Consider the following 21,080-nt stretch of genomic DNA (forward strand, 5'->3'; position numbering starts at 1 on the left):
ATGGCAGCTCGCTCAAAATCAAGAGGCCTAACCATTTGGATGAATGGTGTTCAAGTGGGCACTTGGCAAATCACAAGACAACTTGAAAGCTTCTCCTATTCTAATGAATGGATTTTGCGGGCAGAAGCAAGACCCTTATCGCTATCCCTTCCTTTCTTGCCAGGTAATGTGGCGCATCAAGGCGATCCTGTTAATTATTATTTTGATAACTTATTGCCTGATAGTGACGTGATTCGTAGGAGGTTAGCGAGTCGCTATCAGGTAAAAAGTTTGGGCGCCTTTGACTTGTTATCTCAGCTTGGTCGCGATTGTGTTGGGGCTATACAGCTCCTGCCCGATGGTGAGTTGCCAGCAGAAATTTATCAAATTCAAGGTCGAGTATTGAGCAATGAGGAGATTGCAGATCACCTTCGTCGCGTCTCGTCGGATTCGGTTTTCAGGCAAGCAGAGCAAAGCAACGATTTAAGACTATCCATAGCGGGTGCGCAAGAAAAAACTGCGCTACTTAAGCGCGATGGACGTTGGCTCTTGCCTCAAGGTAGCACTCCAACTACACATATTTTGAAATTACCCTTGGGTTTGGTTGGTCATATGCGAGCTGACATGCGCACATCGGTTGAGAATGAGTGGCTCTGCTCTAAAATTATGGCTGCATATGGTATTCCAACTGCTTCCTGTGAAATTAATTCTTTTGAGGATCAAAAAGTATTGACCATTGAGCGCTTTGACCGGAGATTAGCTGCTGATGGGCAATGGATTATGCGTCTCCCTCAGGAGGATTTTTGTCAGGCAATGGGCATATCGCCAATGAGTAAATATCAAGCAGATGGAGGTCCAAGTATCACATCTGCAATGAAGTTATTGCTGGGCTCAGTAAACGCAGAACAAGACCGACTACATTTTTTCAAAACGCAAATTATTTTTTGGATCTTAGCTGCAACTGATGGACATGGAAAAAACTTTAGCATTGCGCATCTGCCGGGCTCTCAATATCAAGCAACTCCAATTTATGACGTGTTATCGGCGCACCCAGTAATAGGTTTTGGGGCAAATCAAATCGCACCCCAAAAAGCGAAGCTAGCAATGGCTGTTCGTGGGTCGACCAATCACTATCTACTAGATAAAATTCACTATAGACACTGGGTAGCTCAGTCTCAGCAGACAGGTCTTGGTCCTGATGTAGCGCGGCAATTAATTGGCGAAGTTATTGAGATGACTGGGTTTGTCATCAATCAAGTAAGGTCGAGCATTACAGGGCCATTTCCAATGGATGTGGCTGAGTCAATTTTTATGGGAATGGAACAGAAGGTTCAAATGTTAGCCTCCCAATTTTCAACCTAAAAAATAAAAACCCCAGCAATCTCTTGCTGGGGTTTTGTCTTTCTAGTAGCTAGAAAAGATTAGCGCATTACTTCTTAGCAGCTGGTGCACTAACTACAGCAGCAATCGCTTCTGTGTAAACCACTTTAACTTGGTCGTTCACAGCAATATCTTTCATCAAGTCAGGATTCTGAACTTTAACTTTGAAGATGTTTCCTTGAGGGCCTTTTAAAGAAACAACGTTCTTTACTGTATCAATTGCCTCAATGCTGGCAGTTGCAGTAACAGTGTTGGTAGTGATCATGCCTGGCTTATCGCCTTGTGGGGCAGTAGTAGTGCTAGTAGTAACTTGCTCACTAGTTGTACCTGGGTTTTTCACTTTTACCAATTCAACAGCTACGGCTAATTCATAGACCACGTCAAAACGGTCGCCAACTTTAATTTCAGCAAAGTTTTTAACTTCTGGTCCAGCAACAATAGTAGATTCGCCATCTTGGTTTTTGAGGGTGATTGCGCGAGTTGCAGCATCGATCTTGATGACTTCACCGTCATAAATGAGGGCAGATTCTTGAGCGGCTACAGCGGCAATAGGTGCCTTTGGTTTATTGAGATAGAAGTAGGCGCCGGCTGCGATGGCAGCAATGACGATAACAATGAATAATTTTTTCATGATGGTATTAATCCTTAGTGTGTTGAAGCACAGCACCGTAAAACGGTAATGCGCGAATAATAAAATACTTTTTAACAGTATTAAAAGATATTGTACTCATGCTATTAATCAGAATGAATTTTTAGCCACATAGGTGAGATTTCTGGTCAATACCCGACTATTTCACTTATTTATTGATTCTCACTGTCATATAGAGAGCGCATACTATAAATAAGGTTACAGAAAAGAGGTTTGTATGCTGCCGAAGTTCATCACAATGTCTTTTTTGATGGGATTTACGGTTTCTGTCGGCGCGATAACGCCGCAAGACTTATTAAAGTCTTATGAAGCGCAGTCAGGCAAGGCTTCACCTAACCGCGGCGACCAATTTTTTAATGCCAGGCATGGTAAGGAGTGGAGCTGTTCATCTTGTCATGACAACCCCCCCATTCATGATACTAAGCACATTGTGACTGGTAAGGTGATTAAGCCACTTGCCCCTAGCGCTAATCCCGCACGCTTTACTGACCAAGCCATAGCGGATAAATGGTTTAAGCGTAATTGCAATGATGTGCTCGGAAGAGAATGTACCGCGCAAGAAAAGGCAGACGTTCTCTCGTGGTTAATGACAACTAAATGAGTTCTATGAAAAACAACAAAACTACCTTAATTTTTGCTGTCTTGATCTTGACCTCTTCAAATACCTTTGCAGCCAAAATGGCGATGCCGGCGAACGCACTAGCTTCCTACGAATCTGAATGTGCAAGCTGTCATATGGCTTACCCACCAGCACTCTTAGGTGAGCAGAGCTGGAAGAATGTAATGTCTGGGTTAAATAAGCACTTTGGTACTGATGCTAGTGTGGATCCTAAAATCCAAACTGAGATTACAAGCTGGTTATTGAAAAACGCCGCCACACGTCAAAAGTACAGTGAGATTGCCCCTGATGACCGCATCACAAAAACTACTTGGTTTATTCGTGAGCATGATGAGGTGAGGCCCGATATATGGAAGAGGGCGGGTGTCAAGAGTCCTTCAAACTGTGGCGCATGTCACAGCGATGCCGCTAAAGGCACCTTTAGCGAAAATAATATTCAGATTCCATCGAAATGAGGCATTCAATGCATGATTCAGTTGGTGCAACTGGGAGGCTAAGGGAAAAGATATTGGTGTGGGATATGCCGGTACGGATATTTCATTGGCTACTAGTCATTTGTTTTGCAGGAGCTTGGCTCACTTCTGAAAGCGAACGCTTGCAGATGATTCATTATGCATTTGGCTACACCGCCTGTCTGCTGGTATTGCTCCGTTTGGTGTGGGGTGTGATCGGAACACGTTACGCTCGCTTTAGCCAATTTCTCAAAAGTCCTCAGGCGGTACTAGTGCACTTTATGGCAATGTTACGAAGACATCCCCATCACGATGTTGGTCATAACCCCGCTGGCGGTTTAGTGATGGTTGCACTCATGTTACTAATTCTTCTGATTGGTTTGACTGGCTATTTATCCGTAAAGGATTTTTTAGGTAACTTTTCAAGCGAGGCCCATGAGATCGTCTCTAATTTGGCTATGGCGGTGGTCATTCTGCATATTCTTGCAGCTATTGTCATGAGCTTATTGGAGAGGCAAAACCTGGTGAAATCGATGGTTACTGGAAAAAAATACGGTATGCCAGAGCAGGCAATTCGATATCCACAATATTGGTTGGGCGTGCTGATATTACTCGGCTCCCTATATTTTTTCTTCTTGATCCTGAGTGGCTCTTTGCCTGCGCTGACACAGTAAAAAACCGTGGGCTAACTAGCGTTGTACGATAGATAGCATGAAGCTCCTGCTTTCCCTATATTTCTTTGTTCTCGCCACGATTCAGCTTGGGTTGTTTATTGGCGTTTATCACTATTATCGATCTCAAATTACTGTAAGACCTAGTCCGTACTGGATGGGCTCATTAATCGTGAGTGTTTTCGCCTTGACTACCTTTGGCGCTGGAATCATCACTCTTGAAGATGTCTCCAAGCCAGAATTTAATTTCACGGTAGCCAATACGCTCTTTTATATTGCTGCTATTTTGCAATTGCTGTTTTGTAGGTCTCTTAATAAACCAGTCAGTAAACGGGTGCAATACGTCTTTTTGCTTTCCGCACTTATTTTCGGCCTAGTATTTGAGTGGATGCGTATTCACAGCACATTTGAAAGTCGAACTTCGCTTATTTGCTTAGTCACGGGATTCTTTTTCATTTTGCAAATTGTTCAACTGCGTATTAAAAGAGCTACCGCACCTTCAAAGCAATTAATCTATTTGCAATACGCTACTAGTGCGGAATTATTTTTTGCTATTGGCCGGCTATCTTTGGTGCTTGCATCCGGTTTGACTATTCGCGAGGTTGAGCAGATTCCTCAATTGCTGATTCTGCTCACAATCACCCAGATCGTCATGAACACCCTGGCCTATATCGCCATTGGCGCTTATTGGTCTGAGCGCATTGCTAGGTCGAATGTTCAATCACAAATTGAGAATGAAGAAATCAAGTCACTCTTGATGGAGCGCGAGAACTTAATCTCTAATTTGCTCAAAGCCAATAAGACTGCCGCAACAGGCGCTTTATCTGCCTCAATTGCCCATGAGTTAAATCAGCCCCTAGGAGCATCCCAACTGAATATTCAGTTTCTGCAGAAGAAGCTGCTTGAAGGCAATTTAACTGTCGAACAAAATCAAGAGATACTTGCTGCATTACTTGCCGATAACCAGCGAGCTGCCAGCATCATCCAATCCCTTCGCTCTATTTTCTCGAGTGGCAAGATCGGTTTAAGATCAGTTGAGATTGGCGGCTTGATTGAATCTGTTCTCGAGATTACCACTCCAGAAATTCAAGCTAAAAACATTCAAGTGGTTCTGAAGCTGTCATCAACGGCATTGGTCAACGCTAATCAGAGCGAAATGGAGCAAGTCTTTCTGAATTTAATGAATAACGCCATTCAAGCTTTGGTTGCTTCCAATAAGGTGCCGCGAATTCTTCAAATTGAAAGCCATGATTTTCCAGGGGGTTTAGAGCTGCGGGTGACTGATAACGGTCTTGGCATACCAGCTGAGATCAGACTCCATCTATTTGAGTTGCTCGCGGGTAGCGATAAAAAGTCGAGTATGGGATTAGGCTTGTGGCTTTGTCGGCATATTGTGCGACGTCATGGCGGGCGCATTGACTATCAAGATGCCCCTGGTGGAGGCGCCCAATTTATCGTTTTTCTGCCTAAGGCATCGCTATAAATTAGCCCTTGGGCTAATTGCCCAATACGCCACCTCTCTTATCATTAAGAAAGTTACTTTTAATCCTTTTGATCAATTTCTAGGTCTTTATATGAAAACCCAACTCACGCTCATCGCGCTCTCTATTGCCCTGATTTCTGGTAGCCCAGCTATTGCTGCTGGTGGGGGTGGGTTGGTTGCTGATCCTGGTGCAATGCAGGGCAAGCACTTTGACTCTAAGGGCAAGGCACCCTCAAGATTTACAGTAGAACTCCAAAATGGTTTGCGAAAATCTTTGCCATTTGAAGATAAGCGTGACTTTGAAGAGTCTAAGAGGGGATTTATTGCAGCGCCAAGCTATAAAACCATCATGGCTGATGCCGGTAATGTCGCTTGGGACATGGGGAGTTATGATTTTCTGCTGCAAGGTAAAGACTTCGATAGCGTTCATCCATCATTACAACGCCAAGCGATTCTCAATATGGGCTATGGCCTTTATGAAGTCGTGCCAGGAAAGATCTATCAAGTACGCGGCTTTGATTTATCCAATATCAGTTTTGTTAAAACGAATACGGGTTGGATTGTCTTTGATCCCTTGACCTCTAAAGAAACTGCTAGAGCAGCTCTGCAGTTGGTGAATGAGAAGCTAGGTAAACGCCCAGTAGTAGCAGTGGTGTATTCCCATTCTCATGCCGATCACTTTGGCGGTGTCCGCGGGGTAGTAGAGGAGGCGGATGTGAAGAGTGGCAAGGTCAAGATTATTGCCCCGGCTGGCTTTATGGATCACGCCGTGGCAGAAAACGTATACGCTGGTAATGCCATGACACGTCGTTTGTATTTCCAGTATGGCGTTTTGTTACCACGCAGTCCATTTGGTCACGTAGACCAGTCGATCGGCAAAAATACGGCAGCAGGTAATCTAGGTCTGATAGAGCCAACCATTCTCATTAATGAGCCATTTGAAAAAATGACAGTAGATGGCGTTGAGATGGAGTTCCAGAACACACCTGGTACTGAAGCTCCCGCCGAGATGAATACTTATTTCCCACAGATGAAAGCATTCTGGGCTGCTGAAAATATTACCGGCACCATCCATAACATCTACACCTTGCGCGGTGCGTTAGTGCGTGATGCTTTGGCGTGGTCTAAGAATATTAACAATGCCTTATATAGTTATGGCACTGAAGCGCAGGTCATGTTTGCTTCGCATTCCTGGCCGCGCTGGGGCAATGATCGCGTGCAGGAAGTCATGCGTACACAGCGTGATAGCTACGCCCACTTGAATAACGAAGTTCTCCATTTGGCAAATAATGGTGTGACGATTAATGAAGTACATAATGTCTATAAGCAACCAGAGAGCTTGAGATCTCAATGGGCAGCCCATAGCTACCATGGCTCAGAGGAGCACAACAGCCGCGCCGTAATTAATCGTTACCTAGGTTACTGGGATGCTAACCCCGCCACCTTGATTCCTTTATCACCTAAAGATTCTGCGCCGCTTTATGTTGAGATGATGGGTGGTGCTGGCAAGATCATGGCAAAGGGCAAGCAACTCTATCAGCAGGGTAAATACCGTGAAGCGATGGAGATTGTGAATAAGTTGGTTTATGCAGAGCCGGACAATACTGCAGCCAAGGACTTATTGGCAGATATCTTTGAGCAAATAGGCTATCAAAAAGAAAGCCCGAGCGTGCGCAATAGTTTCTTGGGTGCTGCCTATGAATTGCGACATGGTATGCCTTCGGGGGCCTCTCCGAAGACAAATGGTCCTGACATGATTCGGGCAATGACAACCGAGCTTTGGTTGAACGCATTAGCCATCAGCATGGATAGTAAAAAAGCTGCCGGGATGAAGTTCATCATCAATCTGTGTACGCCAGATAATAGTGAAAAGTTCGTTGTGGAGATGAGTAATTCTGCGCTGTCTAATATCAAAGGTTATCAGGATAAAAATCCAAACCTGACAATCACCGTGAATCGTAGCGACTTAGAAAAAGTCATGGGTGGTCAAACCACGTTTGAAAAATTATTAGCTGAAGGCAAGGCCAAGTTCGAAGGTGATCGCAAGGTATTTGAGCAACTGCGCAGCACGATGACCACCTTTACTCCAGATTTTGAGTTGATGCCAGGTACGAAATCTAAAAAAGCGCCACTTACCAAACCAAACAAGGATCCATTCGAGGCGCCTCCTATCGCCAATTCGGATGGCGCTTAATCCAAGCCGTATAACACTCAGCATTAACAAAATGGGCCCTAAGGGGCCCATGTCTTTTCCAAGGAAGAGATGAATCACTCAGGCTGTAAAAGCACCGCCCGCCTCAAGTGCTTTGAGTTCATCGCCAGCAATGCCTAACTCTTGAAGGAGTTCATTGGTGTGTTCGCCCAAAAGTGGGGGATGTCTGCTTACTTTTTGAGGGGTGCCCATCAACTTGACTGCAAACCCAATATTAGGAACCTTGCCTTCAATCGGGTGATCAATCTCCATGCGCATTTGGCGATGCTTGCCATGTTCACTATCAAACGCTTGGGGGTAGGTGTTAATCGGCCCTGCTGGAATGCCGTCAGCCAGCAGTAGATCTACCCATTCTTCACTGGTTTTGGTGATGAAGGTCTTTTCAAGCTCAGCCGCCAGAATCAGGCGATTGGCTAAGCGCAAAGGATTGGTTTTAAACAGGGGGTCCTCAAATAATTCTGGTCGACCAATCTTGTCGCAAAGCAGTTTCCAGAGTTTCTGATTGGTAGCCCCCATCACAAAGTAGCCATCAGAAGCTTTCATAGCCTGGTAGGGCGCACTCATGTGGTTAGCTGTACCGAGCTTGTAGGGCTCAACACCAGTGCCCCAGTACTGCGCTGTATCCCAGATGGAGAATGCCAATGCGGAATCAAAGAGGGAGGCATCAATAAATTGCCCCTCTCCGGATTTAGTCTTACCAATATGGGCAGACAAAATACCGTAGACAGCGAACAGGGCACAACCAATGTCGGCAACAGGGACTCCCGCTTTTACTGGTGGACCATCCGGATAGCCTGTGACACTCATGACGCCAGACATGGCTTGTGCCATGAGGTCAAAGCCAGGACGATCAGCCCAAGGGCCAGTTTGCCCAAATCCCGAAATGCTGGCATAGACTAATCCTGGGTTGATGTCCTTGAGCGAGGGGTAATCGATGCCCAGTTTTTTCATGACACCGGGGCGATAGTTTTCAACCAAGATGTCAGCTGTCTTCACTAATTCAAAGAATACTTTTTTGCCCGCTTCGGTTTTGAGATTGAGCGTCACGCTGCGCTTATTGCGATTCATATTCAGAAAGCCCATGCTATCTGAGCCTTTCATCTTGAATCCCATTGCGCCACGGGTTTGATCTCCAGTACCCGGAGGCTCTATTTTGATGACATCAGCGCCTAAGTCAGCAAGCAGCATGCAGCAGTAGGGACCTGCCATAACTTGACTCACGTCAAGAACTCGAACGCCAGCCAGAGGTAAAGGCTTACTGATAGGTGTTTTCATCTATGTCTCAAGTGTTTTTATATGTTTATATTTAAAAATCGAATGAATAGCAGTCAATATAAAACAAAAAATGGAGACCGTATGATCAATCAATCCCCCAAAAGGATTTTGCGTAGATTCGCTTTCTTGGCTTTGGGTATGTGCAGTGTCTGGCCATTGGCTGCCCATGCACAGCAGCCTTTTCCAGTAAAACCTATTCGTCTCATAGTGGGCTTTGCTCCTGGTGGCGGTACCGACATCGTTGCACGTGCCATTGCACCCAAGATGGGTGAGATCTTGGGTCAAAGCGTGATCATTGAAAATAAGTCTGGTGCTGCTGGAACGATTGGTGCAGATTTGGTTGCCAAATCCAATCCCGATGGATACACGCTCTTAATGGGGCACTCCAACTCCAATGCGATTTCTCCCTTTGTACTGAAGAATGTTCCTTATAACCCGGCCACAGATTTCACCCCGATTACTTATTTAGGATATGTGCCTAATGTACTGGTGGTGAAATCATCCCTGCCAGTGAACACAGTAGCGCAATTGGTCTCCTTGGCAAAACAGAACCCAGGTCAAATGACCTATGGCTCGTCTGGTATTGGTAGTACTCAGCATCTCGCGGGCGCTTTGTTCTCCAAAATAGCTGGTGTAGAAATGAATCACGTTCCGTATAAGGGTAGCGGCCAAGCGATTGTGGATTTACTAGGCGGTCAAATCACTATGAACTTTGATACTTTGCCACCCAATTTGCAACAAATTCGGCAGGGGAATTTAAAGGCCTTGGCGATTTCTACTCCCAAGCGTTTAGCCTTATTGCCGAATGTGCCGACGTTTAATGAAGTGGGCATTGTGGGTTTTGATGTTACCAATTGGTACTCGGTCATGGGACCAAAAGGCATGGATCCTGCGGTCATTAACAGGATCGATCAAGCAGTCAAGGCGGCTGCTAATGACCCAGAGATTAAGAAAACATTGGATGCCCAAGGTTTACAGCCAGAAGGACCCACAACACCGGCAGCTTTCAGTCTGTTCTTAACTGGGGAGTTAGCAAAGTATCAGCGCTTAGTTAAGAGCTTAAACATTAAAGCTGAATAATCTAGCAATTAACTCATTTCCGTTATAGTGTTTATATACCCTCTCTCTTACATGGGAGAGGGTTTCATTTCATGACATCAGATCAACATCTTCCTCCAGATCGCCTCGCTGAAGTTCGCTTAGAACTACGCAATGGCATTGCCTACATTACCTTTGATCATGTTGCTGCTCGCAATGCGATGACAGTCAAGATGTATCAAAGCTTGCAAACGATTTGTGAAGACTTGACCAAGAGTTCTGCAGCACGTGTAGCTATTTTGCGCGGCGCTGGTGGCAAATCATTTATTTCTGGAAGTGATATTGCGCAGTTCTCCAGCTTTACGACGGGCGATGATGGTATTCGTTATGAAGAGGGTATTGATCAATATTTATCACCTCTAGCAACAATGCCCATTCCGACAATTGCAGTCATTGACGGCATGGCCATCGGTGGAGGTCTTGCGATAGCCAGTTGTTGCGATTTCAGAATTGCCACACCCGATGCCCGTTTCGGAGTGCCGATAGCCAAAACATTGGGCAATTGCTTATCTGCAGGAAACGTAGCTTGGCTTGTTGCTCATCTCGGAATAAATATCGTCAAGCGCATGCTGTTATTAGCTGAGTTAGTTTCCGTACCTGAATTGCTACAACAAGGCTATCTCTTGGCTACTTATGCTGCCGATGATCTCGAGAGCCAGGCCAATCAATTGGCTGAGCGCTTGATGAAGCTAGCTCCCATCACACAAAAGTCGAGTAAGCAAACCCTGACGCGGATCATTCAACATCACTTACCGGATTGCAGCGATCTGATTCGGGAATGCTATGGCAGTGATGATTTTAAGAATGGTGTTGCTGCATTTCTAGATGGCAAGCCACCCATTTGGACTGGAAAGTAATTTCAGCTCTTCAGTTCTGATCTGCGATCGATTAGGGCGCCTACAAAAATATCTACAAGGGCATCTACAAGAACAACTCTTGTAAGTTATTCAGATAGCGCAGACCTTGTTCTGTGGCCTTCAGTTTGCTAGGATTTAAGTCTAACAAACCTTTTTTGCTGGCCTCTTCTAAGCCCTTTGAGACCGTATTCAGGGGTAAGCCCGTGCGTTCGCTAAAAGTCACTGTATCTACTCCGTCCGTTAGGCGAAGTGTATTGAGCATGAACTCAAAAGGAAGATCTTTGGCAGAAATCTCTCTTGCCTCAATCAAGGCATTGCCTTTGGTTTCCATGGCCTGCATGTAAGTTTCTGGATGACGCTCTCGTACTTGACGGGTAATTTTGTCGGGAAAGGAGATCTTGCCATGGGCGCCAGCACCGATGCCAATGTAATCACCAAAACGCCAGTAGTTCAAATTGTGTTTGCACTCTTGACCTTTCTTGGCATACGCTGACACTTCATAACGTCGATAACCTGCCGCCTCTAACAAGGCCAAGTTTTGTTCAAAGATCGCATCGATTTCATCTTCGCTGGGGAGCTTGGGTGGAAAGCTTGCAAAGTACGTATTTGGTTCAAGTGTCAGGTTATAGAAAGACAGGTGTGGCGTCTGAAATGAGAGGGCGGTTTCAATATCGGCCTTGGCAGCATCTAGACTTTGGTTTGGTAAGCCAAACATCAAATCGAGATTGACAGACTTAAAGTGTTGTAGCGCAATCGCAATAGCGCGCTTGGCTTCTTCACCGTTATGAATGCGCCCCAACGCCTTCAGTTGCGCGTCTTGGAAACTCTGAATTCCTAAAGAGACGCGATTGATTCCGGCCTGAGCAAAGCCAGCAAATTTTTCTGTCTCGACTGAGCCTGGATTGGCCTCCATCGTGATCTCACAATTAGGCTCTAAGTTCAAGCGCGCCCGAACGGCCGATAGTAGTTCATTCATGCCCGTGGCTGAAAGTAAGCTAGGGGTGCCGCCGCCAATGAAGATGCTGTGCACTTGCCGCCCCCATATTCGAGGCAACTCTGTTTCTAAATCAGTAATCAGTGCCTGAATATATCTATCCTCATCAAACCCTTGCTTGCCTTCTTTGACTTGATGAGAATTGAAGTCACAGTAAGGACATTTCTTTTCGCACCAAGGAAAATGAATATACAGAGATAGCGGAGGTAGGGCGGTCAGCTTTGTTTGGGTAGCCAAACCCGGCGTCAGTGTATTAAGCACGGCTTTGCAACTGGGTAATGAGTTCACGTAAGGCTTGACCACGATGGCTAATGCGGTTTTTCTCAGGGGGCTCTAATTGGGCGGCAGTCTTACCGAGTTCTGGCAGAAAGAAGTAAGGGTCATAACCAAAGCCATGATCGCCTTGAGCTTCGTTAATCACTTGACCATACCAACGGGTTTGCACAATGAGTGGCTCTGGATCATGAGCGCTATTGACCATGACCAGCGCGCAAACATAGTGTGCGCCGCGATCCGTTTTTCCCTGTAACGCCGCAATCAATTTTTGATTATTGGCTGCATTATCGCCATCAAGCCCTGCATAGCGAGCTGAGTACACTCCCGGGGCGCCATCTAAGGCATGGGCGCAAATCCCGGAGTCATCAGCCAGCGCAGGTAAGCCGCTAGCAGCACTAGCGTGACGCGCTTTGGCGAGGGCATTCTCGACAAAAGTGCAGTGCGGCTCTTCTGCTGCCGGAATACTTAAGTCACCTTGAGGGATTACCTGAAAGTGAAACGGCGCCAAGAGTTCCTGAAATTCACGAAGCTTGCCGGCATTGTTAGAGGCGAGTACAAGCTTTTGCACAATTAAACCTTTGCCGTTTACTTCAATGCTTCTTTTTGCAGTTGAATGAGATCGCGAATACCTTCTTGCGCTAAATCGAGCAAGGCATTTAATTCAGGGCGGGTGAACGCAGGGCCTTCGGCAGTACCTTGTACTTCGATCATGCCGCCTTTACCTGTCATGACGACATTCATATCGGTATCGCAAGAAGAGTCTTCAGGGTAATCTAAATCGAGTACGGGTACGCCCTGGTAAATGCCCACCGAGATTGCGGCAACGCTATCAATGATCGGATCAGACTTGAGTACGCCACTAGCTAGGAGAGTATTGATGGCATCACGTGCTGCAACATAAGCGCCAGTAATGGCAGCAGTTCTAGTTCCGCCATCGGCTTGTAAGACATCACAATCTAAATGAATCGTTCTTTCGCCCAGCACTTTTAAATCAAAGACGCTACGCATGGCACGGCCGATTAAACGCTGGATCTCTTGTGTACGCCCAGATTGTTTGCCACGAGCAGCCTCACGATCACTGCGAGTATGGGTGGCACGGGGGAGCATGCCGTATTCCGCGGTGACCCAACCTTCGCCAGAGCCCTTTTTATGAGGAGGCACCTTTTCTAGGATGCTGGCAGTACATAGCACCTTGGTGTCGCCAAAGGCAATGAGGACCGAGCCTTCCGCATGCTTAGTAAAGGCACGGCTGATGCTGACTGGGCGCAATTGGGTGGGGGTGCGGCCACTTGGGCGAGTGATGTTGGGCTGAGTCATGGTGTGTGGTCCTAAAGATCTACAATGTGCCTATGATATCGAGCATGACTGGTTATGGCAGCGCTTCTCGCCAAGTCTCCCTGGGAGCTGGCGTAGTTGCTGATCTGCAAGTGGAATGTCGGACTGTCAATAGCCGCTTTCTGGATTTAGGCTTTCGTCTACCGGACGAGTGTCGTGGGGCTGAGCCTGCCTTACGAGAAATGGCGACCCAAAGCCTTTCTCGAGGCAAAGTGGAGTTTCGGGCTGCTTGGCGAGTCAATGCTGGCGCTGGCGCTAGTGCAAAGGCAAACCCCCATGCTTTAGGTGCCTTAAACAAAGACCGCTTAGACGCCTTGTATACCCTTCAAGAACATGCTCAAGCAGCCTTTCCGAGTGCAGAAGCACTACGAATTGCCGACATTTTGCGTTGGCCCGGTATTGTTTCTGAGCCTAGGGGTGAGGAGGAGGGCTGGATTGCTGCCACCGTGGAGGCGGGGCGCGCTGCTTTGGCGGCCTTGATGGAAAGCCGTCATGCTGAAGGCAAGGCCCTGACTACCGTTTTGACCAATATCACCACCAAGATGCGGGAGATTGTTCAGGTGATTGAACCCAAGGTACCGGTCTATGTTGCCCAGTACCAGGACAAGCTGACAGAACGCCTGGCTGAAGCCTTAGCTAGTCAGGAACAGTCCAAGGGCGGTACTGAGCTGATGGAGCGTATTCGTCAAGAGGTTGTGCTCTACGCAGTTCGTATCGATGTGGCAGAGGAATTTGCTCGTTTGAAGACCCATCTGCAGGTGGTAGACACGGCACTAGCGGGTAAAGGTCCAGTAGGTAAGCGCCTAGATTTCTTGATGCAGGAATTGAACCGTGAAGCCAATACCTTAAGTTCTAAGTCTGTTTCAGAAGAATGTACACAAGCAGCTCTAGAGCTCAAGCTCTTGATCGAGCAGATGCGCGAACAAGTACAAAATTTAGAGTAATTGTTCTTTCGATAAATCCTATGGCTAGCCCAAAACTGAAACCCAATCTTTCTCCTGCTTATCAAGGCAGCATGCTGATGATCGTTGCCCCATCTGGTGCCGGTAAATCGTCTCTAGTGAATGCCTTATTGCAAGAGGACACAGCGCTCAAGCTATCTCTGTCAACTACCACGCGTTCACCCCGGCCTGGTGAAGTCGATGGCAAGGACTATCGTTTTATTGCCAGAGAAGAATTTATTGCCGAGCGTGACCAAGGACATTTTTTAGAGCACGCCGAGGTACACGGCAATTTTTATGGCACCTCCAAGGCCTGGATCGAAGCACAGATGAAAACTGGGCGCGATGTGATGCTCGAGATTGACTGGCAGGGCGCACAGCAGATTCGTCTAATGATTCCTGAAGTACAGTGGATATTCATCTTCCCACCATCGTTTGAGGCACTAGAGGAGCGTTTGCGCAAGCGAGGGCAGGACGATGAGGCCACGATTCAGAGAAGGTTGGCTGCGGCGCACCTCGAGCTCCAGCATGCTCATGAAGCGGATTTCATTGTGATCAATGATGATTTTGAGCAGGCATTGATTGATTTACGCCAGGTAGTTGCAGCTAGCCGCCTGCGTTCAGGACCGATTATGGCCCGCAACCCTGCGCTTTTAAGGCGCCTTGGGGTCTAATCAGTTATCCTATAGGTACTAAAGTTAAATTAAGTGAGTTCAGCATGGCCCGTATTACTGTAGAAGATTGTCTAAAAACTATCCCCAATCGTTTTGAGCTGGTATTGGCTGCGACTTATCGCGCACGTCAATTAGTTCAAGGTCACTCCCCACGTGTCGAAGCTAGAGATAAAGCAACGGTTGTTGCGTTGCGTGAAGTTGCTGCTGGCGTAACTGACCGTGATATGTTGACCAAAGTACCTTTGTAATTCAGGGGTTCCGTTGTGGAGCTCCCCTTAGGAGACCTAAGCACATCGGAATCCACAGGTCGTGTCTCGCCTGAAGAGTCTGGAAAAACTAGTAAGTCCTCGATTATTGCCACCCTGTTGGCGCAATCGAGTCGACATTTGTTTGGCCCTACCTCATCCCCCAAGCTCCCGCTAAAGCATCAAGTTATTTCCATTGAAGGGCTTGTCTCCAAGTTAGGCTATCTCAAGCCGGACGAGATAACTCTCATTAAGAAAGCTTTCCACTTTTCTGATGCTGCCCATTTGGGTCAGTATCGACATAGTGGTGAGCCCTACATTACCCATCCCGTTGCAGTAGCTGAGCTCTGCGCTACTTGGCGCCTAGATGCGTCCTCCATCATGGCTGCGCTATTGCATGACGTGATTGAAGACACTGGCTGCACACAGGCAGACTTAGTCGGTAAGTTCGGTAGCAAAGTAGCGGAGTTAGTTGAGGGTTTAACTAAGCTCGATAAGCTAGAGTTCCAAAGTCATGCAGAAGCCCAGGCGGAGAGCTTTCGCAAAATGTTTATGGCGATGGCACGCGATGTCCGAGTCATTCTGGTCAAGCTCGCAGACCGAACTCACAATATGCGTACGCTAGATGCGGTGCCGATGGAAAAGCGTCGTCGGGTTGCCGCTGAGACTATCGAAATCTACGCGCCCATTGCACACCGTCTTGGTTTAAATGTGATTTACCGCGATCTGCAAGATTTGAGTTTCCGTTTCTCAATGCCGATGCGCTTCAGGGTGATCGAGGGCGCAGTCAAGCGGGCGCGTGGTAATCGCAAAGAGATGGTTGAAAAGATTTTGCAGACCACTCGCATGGCGTTTGCAAAAGCCAATCTCGATGTCGATCTACAGGGCCGAGAAAAAACGCTTTTTAGTATCTATAACAAAATGCGCAGTAAGCATTTAAGCTTTTCTCAAGTACTCGATGTATATGCCTTTAGGGTAACTGTTAGCTCGATTGACGAATGCTACCGTGCGCTCGGTTTATTGCATTCGCTTTACAAGCCGATGCCAGGTAAGTTTAAGGACTACATTGCGATCCCTAAATTCAATGGCTATCAATCTCTGCACACCACGCTGTTGGGTCCATCGGGCGTACCAGTGGAGTTTCAGATTCGCACAAGTGATATGCATGCGGTTGCTGAGGCAGGTGTTGCAGCACATTGGGCCTACAAGGATGGTTCACCGGACATGAGTGAGGTGCAAAATCGCGCTCACCAGTGGCTACAGTCTTTGATCGATATTCAGGACAGTAGCGGCGACTCTCAAGAATTCTTAGAGCACGTCAAAATTGATTTGTTCCCTGATGCGGTTTACGTCTTTACTCCCAAGGGGCAAATCAGAGCATTGCCACGGGGTGCTACCGCGCTTGATTTTGCGTATTCGATTCATAGTGATCTGGGTAACACTTGCGTAGCCGTGAGGATTAACGGCATGCAACTGCCGCTACGCAGTGAATTAAAGAATGGCGACATTATTGAGGTGGTGATCTCTGCAAACTCTCAACCCAATCCTGGTTGGCTAGCTTTTGTCAGAACTGGTAAGGCCAGAGCTTCTATTCGTCACTCGCTCAAGACCAAGCACTATGCTGAGTCCTTGCAATTAGGCGAACGTCTCTTGGCAAGTGCTTTACGTCAGCAGGGCGTAGATGCAGGTCTCTTATCTCCTGAGGTTTGGGAAAAACTACTACATTGGACTGGTGACAAAACGCGCGAAGAAGGCTGCGTCAATATTGCATTAGGACGAAGATCACCGCAAGAGCTCGCCATTCGTCTGAAGATTTTGATCGACGATGAGGGCGGCACTGAGCAAATGCGTTTAGGTGCGACTGACTGGGTTTCTCCCCATCAAGAAATCGCCTCCAACCACCATCAGCGTCAGGCAATCTTGGTCGATGGTCGTGAAGGTAACTCTATCAGTTTTCAGACCTGCTGCCATCCAATTCCTGGTGACAACATCATCGGCTACCTTGGTAAGGGCGAAGGTTTACAGGTTCACACGAATGACTGCACGGTTGCCCTCAGAATGCTTTCAAAAGACAGTGATAAGTGGGTAGAGGTAGAGTGGGGTAAAGAAGTCAATCGTGAGTTTGAGGTCGATTTGGCAATCGATACCCGTCAAGGTAAAGGGGTTCTCGCCAGAGTTGCCAGTAGCGTGACTGCTGCAGATGCCAACATCATGAACGTCTCGATGAACGATCGTTACAAAGAAGATGCCGTTACTATTCGCTTTACTGTCCAGGTATCAGACCGCCTACATCTTTCCAAGGTCATGCGCAGTTTGCGTGCCAATCAGGATGTGATGCGCGTGACCCGGGTTCGGGTCAGCTAAATCAGTCTAGCTCGCATTACTTGTTACTCATCACTGGTACTGAACATCGAGGATTTCTATTTCAGTAGGTCCGGTGGGTGTTTGAATTTTGACGCAATCTCCTAAGCGCGCTTTAATTAAGGCTTTGGCAATGGGCGATACCCAACTGACATGCCCGCACTCTAAATCCACTTCATCAACCCCTACGATCGTGATGCAAGTTTGCTTACCGATATCTGGACCTTCAAGACTTTCATAGGTCACCGTAGCCCCAAAAAAGACCTGTTCAGCGTCCGCATCTCCAGATTTTCGGGCTTGGTTATCCACTACAACAGCAAATTCGAGGCGCTGATTGAGGAAGCGAATCCGGCGATCAATCTCACGAAGCCGCTTTTTTCCGTAGATGTAATCCCCATTTTCTGAGCGATCGCCATTAGAGGCTGCCCAGTGCACAACCTTGACAACCTCAGGCCGATCAAGGTTCAGGAGCTGTAAAAGCTCACTTTTAATGCGCTCATGACCGGCGGGCGTGATGTAGTTCTTCTCTTCCATGGCATAATTATGGCTGTTGCGGCTGTAGCTCAGCTGGATAGAGTACTTGGCTACGAACCAAGGGGTCGTGGGTTCAATTCCTGCCAGCCGCACCAACTCATACAGGGCCTAGTCCAAAAACTAGGCCCTTTTTCTTTTGTAGGCTTTTCACAATGCTTTCATCGGGATCCCTTATAGTTCGAATATGAGTATTTCAGACCCTAATTCCTCGACTTTGACAGCCCCAGTAGCGGTTTGGTCACAAGTGGATCAAAACCACGCTCAAGTGACCTTGAGTGGTGCTGTGAATGTCTACTCCTTGGCAAGGGTATGGAGTGATGTACGCGTGAAGCAAGCTGCTTGGTTGGCTCAAGGTGGCGGCAATGCCCAATCTCTTCTCTTTGATGCCTCAAAGGTCACCTCGCTAGATGGTTCTGCATTCGCATTTTTGATTGATGTGGAAGAGGCTCAACAAGCAGCAGGCGGGCAATTTGAGATTCAAGGTTTAGATCCAAAGTATCAACCGCTCTTGAAAGAGTTTGCTCCGATCGGTAACTTGTTCCCGACACCCGCCATCAAGACCAAGAGAAGCTTTGTTGTCAGCACCGGAATGGCAACCCAAAATTTATTGGATGACGCTCGCGGACTCATTACTTTTGCAGGGCATCTCGCTTCTGACCTTGTATGGTCCATCCGCAACATTAAGCAAGTACGCTGGGGTGATTTTGTGAATGCCGCCGTAGAGGCGGGAGTCGCAGCTCTGCCAATCGTCGGTCTTGTCGCATTCTTAATTGGCGTGATTTTGTCTTTTCAAGCCGCTATCGGCATGGAGCAATTTGGCGCAGTTTCCTTTGTAGGGCCACTTGCTGCATTGGGGATTGTGCGGGAGATGGGTCCACTCATCACCGCCATCTTGCTGGCTGGTCGCTCATCTGCAGCATTCGCTGCAGAGATCGGCACGATGACCGTCAATAGTGAAGTAGATGCCTTGGTGACAGGGGGCTTAAGTCCAATTCGTTTTTTGGTAGTGCCGAGGGTGCTCGCTGGAATTTTAGTGATGCCAATTTTGACCTTATATGCCGACATCGTGAGTATCTTCGCGTCGATGTTGACTATGCAAATCTACGGCATTCCATTTATTAATTTCTATAACGGGATGTTGGCGGCGATCGGAATTGAGGATATCCTCTCCGGTCTCTTAAAGGCCACGCTATTTGGTGTGGTGGTATCAGCGGTAGGTTGCTTGCGTGGCATGCAGACGGGTACTGGCGCAGCTGCCGTGGGAATCTCTGCAACTCGTGCTGTAGTCAGCAGCATTGTCATGATCGTATTGGTAGATGGGATTTTTGCCTACATCTCCTACAGGACAGGCTTCTGATGGATGCTCTCGATAATGCAATCGACGTCCAGAACCTCACCGTGGGTTATGGATCAAATGTGCTTTTACAAAATCTAGATTTCTCCGTAAAGAATGGAGAAATCTTTGTTATTTTGGGTGGATCAGGCTGCGGTAAATCGAGCCTTCTAAAGAATTTATTTGGCCTCTATCAACCGCTCTCTGGTGATGTATTGATTGAAGGTCAAAACATCACTACTGCTCAGGGAGCTGACCGTCAAAAGATCATGACGAGTTTTGGAGTGATGTATCAGCAGGGTGCTTTGTTTGGTTCTATGAACTTGCTGGATAACGTGACACTCTTTATGGAAGAGTACACCAAGCTCACCCGTGATCAAATGAATTTATTAGCACGCTGCAAGCTAGATCTCGTAGGTTTGTTGCCCTACGAAACCTATATGCCTAGCGAAATTAGTGGCGGGATGCAAAAGCGCGCCGCCATTGCTAGAGCAATGGCTTTGGATCCAAAAATTTTATTTCTAGATGAGCCGTCAGCCGGTCTAGATCCAATTACATCAGCTGATCTCGACAGCACGATTCTGGATCTCTCTAGAAATTTAGGCTTCACCTTTGTAATTGTGTCTCACGAGTTAGCAAGTATTTATTCCATCGCCGATAAAGTCATTATGTTAGATAAGGCCGCCAAGGGCATCATTGCCGAGGGTGATCCTAAGACATTAAGAGACACCAGTAAAGATCCTCGAGTACATCAATTCTTTAACCGCATCATGAGCAAGGACGCAGCATGAGTAATAACTCCAATCCTAATTATTTTCGCTTAGGCATTTTTGTCTTAGCGGCAATTGGCACATTACTTGCCGTTGTGTTGATTTTTGGTTCGGGCCAGTTCTTTAAAAAGTCGTTCATGATCGAAACCTACCTCAAGCAATCTGTGACCGGTTTAGATGCTGGAGCGGCGGTACGCTTTCGGGGTGTCAAGATCGGTCAAGTAACCTCTATTGGTTTATCTGGTGATGTATATGAGAGCTCAGTACCGATGCCAGAGCGTCGTGAGTATGTGATCGTGCGAATGAAAATTTTTGGAGATCATGTGCAGTTAAGTCATTTAGAGACTTACTTAAAGGATAACTTGCGTGCCCGTATCAAATCGATGGGCATTACCGGTGTTAACTATGTGGAGCTAGATTTCTATTCAACGGCTACTCAATATTCTCCACTGCCGTATTCATGGGATCCGAAGTATCCAGTAGTGCCATCTATGCCGAATCAGGCAGATGAAATTATCTCTGGAATTCAGAAGCTCATCACTGGGTTGAATGGTCTAGATATAGATGGGACTCAAAAGAAATTTGATGCGCTACTGGGTAATCTTAATCAGTTGATGGCAGGTGATAGTAAAGATAGTGCCGGCTTAATCAATTCTGTAAAAGACCTGAATGTATTGCTAGATCGGATTGCAAAGTCAACTGACAAAGATCAACTCAATATCTTGATGCGTGAATTGGTTGCAACGATGGTTTCTCTTCGCCAGACCGTGACCAGCGTCCAGGGCGATACAACAGCCACCCTAGAAAACCTGCGCCAGGCCAGTGAGCAGCTAAATGAATTTACCCGTGTAGCTAGCCAATCTCCATCTACTTTAATTTGGGGTGAGCCACCCGCACGTATTACGCCCCCAATGAATGGAGCTCAAAAATGAGAATCCAGAC

21 protein-coding genes and 1 tRNA gene are annotated in these 21,080 nt (G+C 47.0%); 16 read left to right on the forward strand and 6 right to left on the reverse strand.

Annotated elements, in window-relative coordinates:
- Entirely contained in the window at nucleotides 1-1,341 is a 1,341-nt protein-coding gene (locus DN92_RS04360) for a type II toxin-antitoxin system HipA family toxin (RefSeq protein ID WP_173960106.1), read from the forward strand.
- Nucleotides 1,342-1,408: 67 nt separating this feature from the next.
- On the opposite strand, the gene DN92_RS04365 is transcribed toward DN92_RS04360, so the two are convergent.
- On the reverse strand, nucleotides 1,409-1,990 hold the full coding sequence (locus DN92_RS04365) for a hypothetical protein (RefSeq protein WP_173960107.1): 582 nt from the start codon (nucleotides 1,988-1,990) through the stop codon (nucleotides 1,409-1,411).
- Between the two features lie 235 nt (nucleotides 1,991-2,225).
- On the opposite strand from DN92_RS04365, the gene DN92_RS04370 reads away from it, so the two are divergent.
- From DN92_RS04370 to DN92_RS04390, 5 genes are all read left to right on the forward strand, one after another.
- Complete coding sequence (locus DN92_RS04370) at nucleotides 2,226-2,609, forward strand: DUF1924 domain-containing protein (protein WP_173960108.1); 384 nt, start codon at nucleotides 2,226-2,228, stop codon at nucleotides 2,607-2,609.
- A 5-nt stretch (nucleotides 2,610-2,614) separates the two neighbouring features.
- A complete protein-coding gene (locus DN92_RS04375; RefSeq protein WP_254598342.1) occupies nucleotides 2,615-3,082 on the forward strand; it encodes a diheme cytochrome c in 468 nt (155 codons plus the stop codon).
- A gap of 8 nt (nucleotides 3,083-3,090) precedes the next feature.
- Nucleotides 3,091-3,753 carry a cytochrome b/b6 domain-containing protein gene (locus DN92_RS04380; protein ID WP_217426051.1) on the forward strand — a complete coding sequence of 221 codons (663 nt, stop codon included), beginning with the start codon at nucleotides 3,091-3,093 and terminating at the stop codon, nucleotides 3,751-3,753.
- A 37-nt stretch (nucleotides 3,754-3,790) separates the two neighbouring features.
- A complete protein-coding gene (locus tag DN92_RS04385) occupies nucleotides 3,791-5,233 on the forward strand; it encodes a sensor histidine kinase (protein WP_173960110.1) in 1,443 nt (480 codons plus the stop codon).
- Between the two features lie 91 nt (nucleotides 5,234-5,324).
- Nucleotides 5,325-7,427 carry an alkyl/aryl-sulfatase gene (locus tag DN92_RS04390; RefSeq protein WP_173960111.1) on the forward strand — a complete coding sequence of 701 codons (2,103 nt, stop codon included), beginning with the start codon at nucleotides 5,325-5,327 and terminating at the stop codon, nucleotides 7,425-7,427.
- A 78-nt stretch (nucleotides 7,428-7,505) separates the two neighbouring features.
- On the opposite strand, the gene DN92_RS04395 is transcribed toward DN92_RS04390, so the two are convergent.
- Nucleotides 7,506-8,720 carry a CaiB/BaiF CoA transferase family protein gene (locus DN92_RS04395; protein WP_173960112.1) on the reverse strand — a complete coding sequence of 405 codons (1,215 nt, stop codon included), beginning with the start codon at nucleotides 8,718-8,720 and terminating at the stop codon, nucleotides 7,506-7,508.
- An 81-nt stretch (nucleotides 8,721-8,801) separates the two neighbouring features.
- On the opposite strand from DN92_RS04395, the gene DN92_RS04400 reads away from it, so the two are divergent.
- Together DN92_RS04400 and DN92_RS04405 are read left to right on the forward strand one after the other, a co-directional pair.
- Nucleotides 8,802-9,800, forward strand: coding sequence for a Bug family tripartite tricarboxylate transporter substrate binding protein (locus tag DN92_RS04400; RefSeq protein ID WP_173960113.1), 999 nt, complete (start codon nucleotides 8,802-8,804; stop codon nucleotides 9,798-9,800).
- Nucleotides 9,801-9,871: 71 nt separating this feature from the next.
- A complete protein-coding gene (locus DN92_RS04405) occupies nucleotides 9,872-10,675 on the forward strand; it encodes an enoyl-CoA hydratase/isomerase family protein (RefSeq protein WP_173960114.1) in 804 nt (267 codons plus the stop codon).
- 64 nt (nucleotides 10,676-10,739) lie between these two features.
- On the opposite strand, the gene hemW is transcribed toward DN92_RS04405, so the two are convergent.
- Genes hemW through rph form a run of 3 tightly spaced genes read right to left on the reverse strand, consistent with a single transcriptional unit; the run spans nucleotide 10,740 to nucleotide 13,262 of the window.
- Nucleotides 10,740-11,957, reverse strand: coding sequence for a radical SAM family heme chaperone HemW (hemW, locus tag DN92_RS04410; protein WP_217426052.1), 1,218 nt, complete (start codon nucleotides 11,955-11,957; stop codon nucleotides 10,740-10,742).
- Nucleotides 11,923-12,513 carry an RdgB/HAM1 family non-canonical purine NTP pyrophosphatase gene (rdgB, locus tag DN92_RS04415; protein ID WP_173960116.1) on the reverse strand — a complete coding sequence of 197 codons (591 nt, stop codon included), beginning with the start codon at nucleotides 12,511-12,513 and terminating at the stop codon, nucleotides 11,923-11,925. The genes hemW and rdgB overlap by 35 nt, the downstream gene beginning before the upstream one ends.
- Nucleotides 12,514-12,530: 17 nt before the next feature.
- Nucleotides 12,531-13,262: a ribonuclease PH gene (gene rph, locus DN92_RS04420; protein ID WP_173960117.1), complete on the reverse strand. Its 732-nt coding sequence runs from the start codon at nucleotides 13,260-13,262 to the stop codon at nucleotides 12,531-12,533.
- A 32-nt stretch (nucleotides 13,263-13,294) separates the two neighbouring features.
- On the opposite strand from rph, the gene DN92_RS04425 reads away from it, so the two are divergent.
- From DN92_RS04425 to DN92_RS04440, 4 genes are read left to right on the forward strand one after another with little or no spacing between them, the layout of a single operon-like run.
- Nucleotides 13,295-14,224, forward strand: coding sequence for a YicC/YloC family endoribonuclease (locus DN92_RS04425; RefSeq protein WP_173960118.1), 930 nt, complete (start codon nucleotides 13,295-13,297; stop codon nucleotides 14,222-14,224).
- A gap of 20 nt (nucleotides 14,225-14,244) precedes the next feature.
- Nucleotides 14,245-14,895, forward strand: a complete 651-nt coding sequence (gene gmk, locus DN92_RS04430; protein ID WP_173960119.1) for a guanylate kinase — start codon at nucleotides 14,245-14,247, stop codon at nucleotides 14,893-14,895.
- A gap of 44 nt (nucleotides 14,896-14,939) precedes the next feature.
- The gene (gene rpoZ / locus DN92_RS04435) at nucleotides 14,940-15,143 is read left to right on the forward strand and encodes a DNA-directed RNA polymerase subunit omega (RefSeq protein WP_088527738.1); all 204 of its coding nucleotides are present in this window, start codon (nucleotides 14,940-14,942) and stop codon (nucleotides 15,141-15,143) included.
- A gap of 15 nt (nucleotides 15,144-15,158) precedes the next feature.
- Nucleotides 15,159-17,504, forward strand: coding sequence for a RelA/SpoT family protein (locus DN92_RS04440; protein WP_173960120.1), 2,346 nt, complete (start codon nucleotides 15,159-15,161; stop codon nucleotides 17,502-17,504).
- A gap of 30 nt (nucleotides 17,505-17,534) precedes the next feature.
- On the opposite strand, the gene greB is transcribed toward DN92_RS04440, so the two are convergent.
- Nucleotides 17,535-18,035: a transcription elongation factor GreB gene (gene greB, locus DN92_RS04445; RefSeq protein WP_173960121.1), complete on the reverse strand. Its 501-nt coding sequence runs from the start codon at nucleotides 18,033-18,035 to the stop codon at nucleotides 17,535-17,537.
- Between the two features lie 18 nt (nucleotides 18,036-18,053).
- On the opposite strand from greB, the gene DN92_RS04450 reads away from it, so the two are divergent.
- The 4 genes from DN92_RS04450 (at nucleotide 18,054) to DN92_RS04465 (ending at nucleotide 21,070) form a co-directional block, all read left to right on the forward strand.
- Nucleotides 18,054-18,130: transfer RNA gene (locus tag DN92_RS04450), tRNA-Arg, on the forward strand.
- Between the two features lie 89 nt (nucleotides 18,131-18,219).
- Nucleotides 18,220-19,392: an MlaE family ABC transporter permease gene (locus DN92_RS04455; protein WP_173960122.1), complete on the forward strand. Its 1,173-nt coding sequence runs from the start codon at nucleotides 18,220-18,222 to the stop codon at nucleotides 19,390-19,392.
- Nucleotides 19,392-20,159: an ABC transporter ATP-binding protein gene (locus DN92_RS04460; protein ID WP_173960123.1), complete on the forward strand. Its 768-nt coding sequence runs from the start codon at nucleotides 19,392-19,394 to the stop codon at nucleotides 20,157-20,159. Before DN92_RS04455 ends, DN92_RS04460 begins: the two co-directional genes overlap by 1 nt.
- The gene (locus DN92_RS04465; RefSeq protein WP_173960124.1) at nucleotides 20,156-21,070 is read left to right on the forward strand and encodes an MlaD family protein; all 915 of its coding nucleotides are present in this window, start codon (nucleotides 20,156-20,158) and stop codon (nucleotides 21,068-21,070) included. The genes DN92_RS04460 and DN92_RS04465 overlap by 4 nt, the downstream gene beginning before the upstream one ends.
- Nucleotides 21,071-21,080 lie beyond the last annotated feature (10 nt).

The organism is Polynucleobacter arcticus, from assembly GCF_013307205.1.
Lineage (GTDB): Bacteria > Pseudomonadota > Gammaproteobacteria > Burkholderiales > Burkholderiaceae > Polynucleobacter > Polynucleobacter arcticus.